Genomic DNA, 7725 nt, shown 5'->3' with positions numbered 1-7725 from the left:
GGCCTCTTTGTTGCAGACCCGCCCAAAACCTCCTGCAACCGGATCGGTTCGACATAAAATATTTACCGTGTTGGCATGGTTTACGAATGGTTTCGCGGGCCATCCACCTCATGGCCGCTTTGGCTTTGGCCGGACCGGTTAAGGTTGAGCCGGATGATTTGACCGGCTGCGAAACTCCTCGCAAATTCCTCGTTGTCGAAAAGCTGTTGGGTGGTCACGCCATCCTCGATGATCTGCACCGCCCATTGGCCGTCTATGTGTTCTACCCGAACACCGTCCTTCTGATCGTCGCCCACGCCCGCACTCCCACACAACGATGTGGGAAAAAAACCATGTGATCGGCAATCCAGCAAGTCACAAAACCGTACGAATCCGGCCGCTGGTTAACTTTGTAAAAGCGTCGAAATTTTCGCAAATGCCCGCACCCGCAGGAAACCAATTTTGGAAGGCCCGTAGCTCACACGGCCGCAGCCCGATCATCATCGATCCAGAGAAGCTGTGGACGGCATGTTGCGAGTACTCGAATGGGTCGACGCGCACCCGCTCTATGAGGCCAAGCCCTTTGCGTATCAGGGCGAGGTGAAGATAGAGAACGTGGCGAAGATGCGCGCCATGACGATTTCACCAGCCAGGTCGAGGAAATCATCCGCACCCAGAAGTTCGAATCGGAACTCACCGGCAAAGACGGCGAACCGTTGCCGCTGGTCCCCGTGGTCAATGTCACAGTCCGCAGTTCTTGACCTGGAGCTGCATCCCAAGCAGGGGATAGCATACAACACCGAAGCGACCGAAACGCTGTATGGTGGCGCGGCCGGCGGCGGCGGCTCCTCATCATGGCGCCGATTGCTCGGTCGGCCGCGCTCCTTCGACACCAGCCCGCCGGCGCCGTCCTGGTCATAGGCTTGCAACAGCCGGTGAACCTGACTGCGGCTGAGATGAAGAAGCTTCGCCGCCTGGACGCTCAGCCGCCGGTCGCGGATCTTCTGGATGGCTTCAAGACGATGCAGCTCTTTTTTGCGACAAGGTGATCAAAGGCATGCCGGCTCCGCAATACGCCCGGTCTCACGCCAGGCAGTGTGAAGTCGTCAGCCTTCCTTTCCAGCTTCGAGTTGGCCAGAGCATGAGCTGTGAAAGTCGGGGACTGTCGCATCTCTAAATTGCTCAAGTGTCGCATCTCTATATAACTGCTACATCCAGAAGTCGCATAACATACATTATGGAACATTAAATTATGATTTGAAATCAATGGGTTGGAAAAATTTATCGGCTGTTAGCCACCCGCTCCATCATGCTTTCGCCGCACAAGAAAAGCAAAATGCGTTTCATCGTTGGGCCACCTGGGCCCCTTTTGTTGCGAATAGCTGCTTTGTGCCGCGAGGACCTTGGGAAGCTATTTCCTTTCGAAAACAGATTTTTCCTTTCGGGTAGAGGTTGGGATATGATTGCGCGACAGGAGTGCGATCTATGCAGAGTTTCACCGTCGAGCTGATACGCGACGGCAAAGCTGTGGAACGTGCCGAGGTTCAGGCCGAAAATGTTGTTGAAGCTGCGAAGACGTGGGGACCAGTAACCATCCCGTACGCCGAAGAGCCTGACATCGGCGAATGGATCAGGGTAACGCACCCTTGCGGCAGCACGACAAGTTGGTTCGAGCCGGATCGTTAAGCGCGGCCAATTTAGAGCTCACTGGCCAGGATGCGTCAGGGCTGTGAGTAAGAGCCGTGACGAACGTCACGGCGTCGGGATCATAGCAGAAGATGGACGGATGACCCGGTGCGAACCAGCGATGACAGCATCTTCCTAATGTCGATCTCTCCCCTCCCCTCTCCCCTCTCCTCTCCCAGGCTGTCCGTCCGCTTTCCCTACCCTTCTTCCGCCCGAGCAGGACGACCCTGCTGTTCGGCGCAGCAGGACTGGCCGGCACAGGCCCAACGGTACTACGCGCAGCGCCCAAGCGCAGCCTTTCGAAACTTGGTGGCACAGACCAGAAGCTTTTATGCAGATTGGAAGTCCAAATTTAAACAGTTCATCCTACGTTGGCCGATGGGCTTTTTGTCAAGGAAACGCAATTGAGCCGGTCGGGCAGAACGGATTTTGACTTTGATGGTGCAAGAAAGGCGGTTTTTTCGACCGCCAACTTGCCGGCGGCAATTGCGTTGGCCGTGCTTGTGATCTGCGCGGTCCTTGCGGACTTGCAGAACACGAAAGTGTCCGATCAACTCGCGCGCGCCGAAGTCCAGGCCAAGGTCAACATCATAAGGGCCAAGCTCGAAGGCAATGTAAACGGTAATCTCCAGCTTGTTCAGGGCCTCGTCTCGGCCATAGTTACAGAGCCGTACATGGGACAGCAGAGATTTGCGTCCCTGGCAAGCAACCTGTTCCGACAGAGATCGCAACTGCGCAACATCGCCGGTGCGCCCGATCTCGTCATCTCGCTGATGTACCCGATGGAAGGCAACCAGAAGGCGATCGGGCTCGATTACCGCAAGAGCGAGGCGCAACGGACGGCGGCGCTTCGCGCGCGAGACCTCGGCGTTCTTGTGTTGGCAGGCCCCGTCGACCTGGCCCAGGGAGGGCGGGGCTTTGTCGGGCGCATTCCCGTCTTTGTGCCGACGGCGGGCGGCGGCAGCCGATTCTGGGGCATCCTCTCCGCTGTCATCGATGTCGATCAGCTTTACGCGGCGAGCGGCTTGAATGACCCCGGGATTGATATTGATGTCGCCCTGACGGGGACCGACGCGCTTGGCGGTGGCGGCAAAAAATTCTTCGGGGGAGACAATGTCCTCGCCGGCAAGCCGGTGTCGGCCGATGTGCAACTGCCTTCGGGCTCCTGGCTGATTTCGGCTATACCGAAGGGAGGCTGGCCGGCCATTCCGAACAATGCGTGGATGTTGCGGGGGCTCATAGCCTTTGCCGGCGCGCTGGTGGTGCTGCCGATCCTGGTGGCCGGGCGACTGTTCGGCGAACGACAGAAAAACTATGCCGAGCTCAGACGTCTGTCTGGCCGCCTTGAGTTGGCCCTGGAAGCTTCTGGAATTGGCGTGTGGGAGCACGACCTGGCCACAAAAGAACTGCTATGGGACGACCGCGTCAACCAGATCTACGGCAAGCCAGCCGATGGCAAACCGCGCGGTTATGAAGACTGGGCGATGGCCATTCATCCCGAAGATTTTGACAGGACGCGCCAGGAGTTCGACGCGGCCGCCGAGAGGGAGGGACCGTATTCTTCGCAATATCGAGTCCTGCTAGCGGACGGTACCACGCGCCACGTGCGCACGCGCGCAGCCTTCTTCCAGGACATCGGCGGCACGCCGAAGATGATCGGCGCCGAGTGGGACGTCACCAGCGACGTGCTGCTCAATGAGACGCTCATTCGAGAGCGCCAGCTGTCGGAATCGAAAAATGCCGAACTCAAGGTCGCAAAGGCGCATGTAGAGCATGTTGCGCTGCACGACCCGCTGACCGGCCTGCCCAACCGCCGCTATCTCGATGAGTTGCTTGCCGAAAAAAGCGCAACGGGGACCCGCACAGCGCTGCTGCATCTGGACCTCGACCGCTTCAAGCAGATCAACGATACACTCGGCCACGCAGCCGGTGACGCCATGCTGGTGCACGCCTCCAAGGTCATCAAGGTCAACACGGGTCCCGGTGATTTTGTTGCACGCATCGGCGGTGACGAGTTCGTCGTGGTGAGCCATGGACGTGATGACAAGCAACTTTCCGCGCTCGGCGACCGCATCATCACGCAGATGCGCCGACCGGTCGATTTTCAGGGCAACCCGTGCCGGTTCGGGGTGAGCATCGGAATTGCCGCCGGAACCGACGCCAAGCAACTGCTCGTCAACGCCGACCTCGCTCTTTACCGGGCGAAAGGAAGCGGTCGCAACCGACACGAATTCTTTGACGAAGTGCTGCAAAGCGAGATCGTGCGGACCAAGCAAATTGCCGACGAAATCCTGGGCGGGTTGGAGCGCGCCGAATTCACAACATACTATCAGCCGCAGTTCGACGCCAGGACACTTGAGATCGTCGGGGTCGAGGCGTTGTCGCGTTGGAAGCATCCCGAACGCGGCATCCTGGCCCCACAAAGCTATCTCAAAGTGGCCGAAGAACTCAACGTCGTGGCAATCATCGATCGCGCTGTCCTGGAACAGGCGCTTGAGAATTTCGAGCAATGGTCGAACAGCGGTCTCAAGATCCCGCACGTCTCGGTCAATGTCTCCGCCAAGCGGTTGGAGGACAAGGATCTGATCGATGGCTTGCGCAAGCTTGCCATCAGGAAGGGCACGGTGTCGTTTGAGCTGGTTGAGTCCATCTTCCTCGATGAGAATGACGACCTGGTCACCTGGAACCTGGAGCACATTAAGGAACTCGGCATCGACATCGAAATCGATGACTTCGGCACCGGCCATGCCTCGATCGTGTCCCTGCTCAAGCTGCTGCCCCGCCGGCTCAAGATCGACCGCCAACTGATCACGCCCGTCACCCAGTCGATCCCGCAGCGTCAGCTGGTCTCGTCGATCATTGAGATCGGCAAATCGCTCGGCATCGAAGTCATTGCCGAGGGTGTCGAGACGAATGATCACGCGCGCATCCTGAAGGAGCTTGGTTGCGATATTCTGCAGGGCTATGTTTTTGGCCGCCCAATGGACGCCAAGGCCTTCACGGCGTTTGCCCAATCGCGCAAATGGTTGGCCGTGGGGTAAGGTCATGCCTCGCGCGGTAAGGCAGGCAGGCCGAGCGGTTCAACCGGCGCCCAGTCGCGAATTGGCTCGAGCACACTGCACTTGCATCGGCAAACCCACCGCCACCCTTGTCCCCAAAGTGCCCGACCGGCTCTGCGTGCCGGTGAAGTGACCGAAAGCAAATTTCTCGTCAGGTCTTTCAGATCTCATGATCCGACGGTCCGGTGGCGCGGCATGGGCTGTTAGCTCCAGACAGCTGAAGATAGCCAAAAGCGTCCGGCGTTATGGGCGAAGGAGCGCGGCACCAAATTGCGCCCACAATCGATCGCAGTCATTTGCCCTGAGGCTTGGCGTTCCCGGTTCGCCGTAGAAGACCATCGCCGAACGGACATCGTAACCGAGCACCGAGGCATTGGCCACGAACTGAATTGCCATTCCCAAATTCATCGCGTTGATCCTTACCTCGGCTTTAGTGCTGAGATCGACCACGCCGAAAATTTCCGCACCCCCACTTCTGCCGGCCATAACCGTCGTCGAGAGCGCGTTCCCCAAAGCGAGTAGCATTCGTGTTCAGTCCCCGCAAAGGCCGCTCTCGAACGCGCGCGCGGCGAATTTGTTCCTTGGCAGTTCAACGCCGGGTTATCGAACTGGCCTTTTCAAACGTGCAGCTTGCCTGATGCCGCGCCTTTAACGGTCCAGCAGTTTTCTTAGCGTAAAGCAGCCTCATGACGCTGCTCCGGCATTTCGGCGAACCAACACGTCGCCTTTTTTTCAAGCGAACGGCTTTGCCCATCATTGTCGTGACGCTGCTTGTTGCGACCCTCACCACAGGCCTTTTGCTGTGGTCGGCGACCCAGTCCGATGGTGTTGCCGTGTCGCGGCAGAAAAGCTTGGTCGCCTTGATCATATCCAAGCTGGAGAGCGGAATAGCCCACGATCAGGAGAGCGTCACCGTCTGGGACGACGCGGTCAGCGCCCTGCGGAGCCAGGATGCCAAATGGGTCGACACCAATCTCGGCACCTGGATGCACACGTATTTCGGCCACGATGAGGTCTACATTCTCGATCCGAAGGACGCGCCAGTCTACGCATTCGCCGATGGATCGGCGGTGGGTCCGGCGAGCTATCAATCCATACGCCCGACCACTGCGCCTCTCGTGGAGAACCTCAGGGCGAGGCTGAAACAGGGGGACACCGACGGCGTCACCGAGCAGGTGCTCACGATAGGTGCTTCCGACATGGTCGTCATCTCCGGCCATCCTGCCATTGTCAGCATCAAGCCAGTCGTTTCCGACAGCGGCCACATTGCACAAGTACCAGGTCAGGAATTCCTACACGTTGCCGTTCGCTATCTGGACGGCAGTCTGCTTGCCTCCTTGCGCCAAGACTATCTGCTCGACGACGCACACTTCTCCTGGTCAAACATGCTTAGCTCTGAAGAGGCGTCCTATCCCCTCGTCGGTCGCTCTGGTTCGACTGTCGGCTTCTTTGTGTGGCAGCCATATCGGCCCGGGGCGTTTGTCCTTTTTCAACTGGTGCCAATACTCGTGGCGGTGTTCGGACTGGTACTTGGCGGAATTATTGTAGCTCTGGCCGCTTTGCGCCGGCGGACTTTGAGGCTGATTGAGACCGAGAATCACATCTATCACCTGGCCCACTACGACCTGCTTACAGGGCTGCACAGTCGCGGCCATTTCAACAGTCGTTTGGCTGATGCGCTGACACTGCTGCCCGCGACGGGCGAGCAGCTCGCGATCCTCTATCTTGACCTCGACCGGTTCAAGCAGGTCAATGACAGCTTTGGCCACCCTGCCGGTGACGAGTTGCTCAGGGAGTTCGCAGACCGGCTGAGGCGGCTGACCGTGGAGGTTGACACGGTGGCGCGCCTGGGCGGTGACGAATTCATTATCATCCAGCGCGCGGTCGCAGGCGAGAATGAGGTCAAAACATTGTGCGAGCACTTGATCGAGTCCGCGCGCCGGCCGTTCGAGGTCGCCGGAGTTCAGGTTTTTGTCGGGGTGAGCGTCGGCGTAGCTCTTGCTCCCAGGGACGGGGTGGACCAGGTCGAGTTGGTGCGGAAAGCCGACCTCGCCCTGTATCACGCCAAAGCCGGCGGTCGCAGCGGCTATGCTCTGTTTGAACCCGAGATGGACCAGACGCTGGCAAAGCGTAAGGGTCTCGAACAGGACCTGCGCAAGGCGCTGCAAACGCCCGGCCACATCCGGGTGCATTATCAGCCGCTTTACACCGCCGACACCAACAGGATGACGGGCGTCGAAGCCCTCGCGCGCTGGTCGCACGCAGAGCGTGGTTGGGTCGCCCCTGACTTGTTCGTACCATTGGCAGAGGAAACGGGGCTCATTGAAGTTCTAGGCGAGCTGGTTCTGCGCCAGGCCTGCCTTGACGCGGTGCATTGGCCGATCGAGACCCTGGCAGTGAACGTATCGGGGTTGCAGCTGAACAATCCGAGCTTTGCCATGAAAGTGACGAGCATCTTGTTGGAAACGCAAATGGATCCACGGCGGCTCGAGCTGGAGGTTACGGAAAGCACGCTCTCCGAGCGCCCCACCGAATGCCAGCAGAACATGGCAGCGTTGCGCAGTGTCGGGGTGCGCTTTGCGCTTGACGATTTCGGTACGGGATTTTCCTCATTGGGCCGACTGCAGAGCCTGGAAGTGGACAGGATCAAGATCGACCGAAGCTTCGTGCAGGGCTTTGGCGGCTCGAACGGTGACGAGGCCATCGTTCAGGCGATTATCGACCTGGCTCGCGTGACTGGCCTCAGCACCACAGCGGAAGGGGTCGAGACCGAGAGCCAGTGCAATTATCTGCGCAAGCTCGGCTGCGACCAGCTACAAGGCTTTTTGCTTTCAAGACCGGTGCCAAAAGAGGACCTTCAGGAACTCCTCGACGGCGGATCAAGGCGGGCGACCGCATGAGAATGCGTCTATGTGATTCCCGACGGTCGACGATGCCGCACGCGGATGCAAGCAGCGAATCTTGGGGGCCTGGGACAAGGTGCGTCGACACTCCCCTGGCC

The 7725-nt window shown here is 58.9% G+C and carries 5 protein-coding genes and 1 pseudogene; 4 read left to right on the top strand and 2 right to left on the bottom strand.

Going from position 1 to position 7725, the window contains the following annotated elements; genetic code table 11:
* Positions 1-338 (top strand): hypothetical protein (locus tag EN884_RS38690; RefSeq protein WP_206617604.1); only part of this gene is annotated, 338 nt, incomplete at its 5' end.
* A 486-nt stretch (positions 339-824) separates the two neighbouring features.
* Here EN884_RS38690 and EN884_RS17570 read toward each other — a convergent pair.
* Positions 825-1007: pseudogene (locus tag EN884_RS17570) on the bottom strand (helix-turn-helix domain-containing protein); the annotation flags it as partial.
* A 457-nt stretch (positions 1008-1464) separates the two neighbouring features.
* On the opposite strand from EN884_RS17570, the gene EN884_RS17565 reads away from it, so the two are divergent.
* Both EN884_RS17565 and EN884_RS17560 read left to right on the top strand, forming a co-directional pair.
* A complete protein-coding gene (locus tag EN884_RS17565; protein ID WP_013525315.1) occupies positions 1465-1665 on the top strand; it encodes a hypothetical protein in 201 nt (66 codons plus the stop codon).
* 404 nt (positions 1666-2069) lie between these two features.
* A complete protein-coding gene (locus EN884_RS17560) occupies positions 2070-4706 on the top strand; it encodes an EAL domain-containing protein (protein ID WP_128360655.1) in 2637 nt (878 codons plus the stop codon).
* 261 nt (positions 4707-4967) lie between these two features.
* Here EN884_RS17560 and EN884_RS17555 read toward each other — a convergent pair whose 3' ends face one another.
* The gene (locus EN884_RS17555) at positions 4968-5174 is read right to left on the bottom strand and encodes a hypothetical protein (protein WP_245265372.1); all 207 of its coding nucleotides are present in this window, start codon (positions 5172-5174) and stop codon (positions 4968-4970) included.
* Positions 5175-5410: 236 nt separating this feature from the next.
* Here EN884_RS17555 and EN884_RS17550 point away from each other — a divergent pair, with 236 nt between their 5' ends.
* On the top strand, positions 5411-7624 hold the full coding sequence (locus EN884_RS17550; RefSeq protein WP_128360654.1) for an EAL domain-containing protein: 2214 nt from the start codon (positions 5411-5413) through the stop codon (positions 7622-7624).
* Positions 7625-7725: the final 101 nt, after the last annotated feature.

This window comes from Mesorhizobium sp. M7A.F.Ca.AU.001.01.1.1, assembly GCF_004022735.1.
Lineage (GTDB): Bacteria > Pseudomonadota > Alphaproteobacteria > Rhizobiales > Rhizobiaceae > Mesorhizobium > Mesorhizobium ciceri.
This window is presented reverse-complemented; position numbering and strand designations above follow the sequence as displayed.

What these genes read in the sequence shown, in the direction of transcription:
- EN884_RS17565 (WP_013525315.1), top strand. Translation starts at nt 1,465, where the DNA reads ATGCAGAGTTTCACCGTCGAGCTGATACGCGACGGCAAAGCTGTGGAA.
- EN884_RS17550 (WP_128360654.1), top strand. Translation starts at nt 5,411, where the DNA reads ATGACGCTGCTCCGGCATTTCGGCGAACCAACACGTCGCCTTTTTTTC.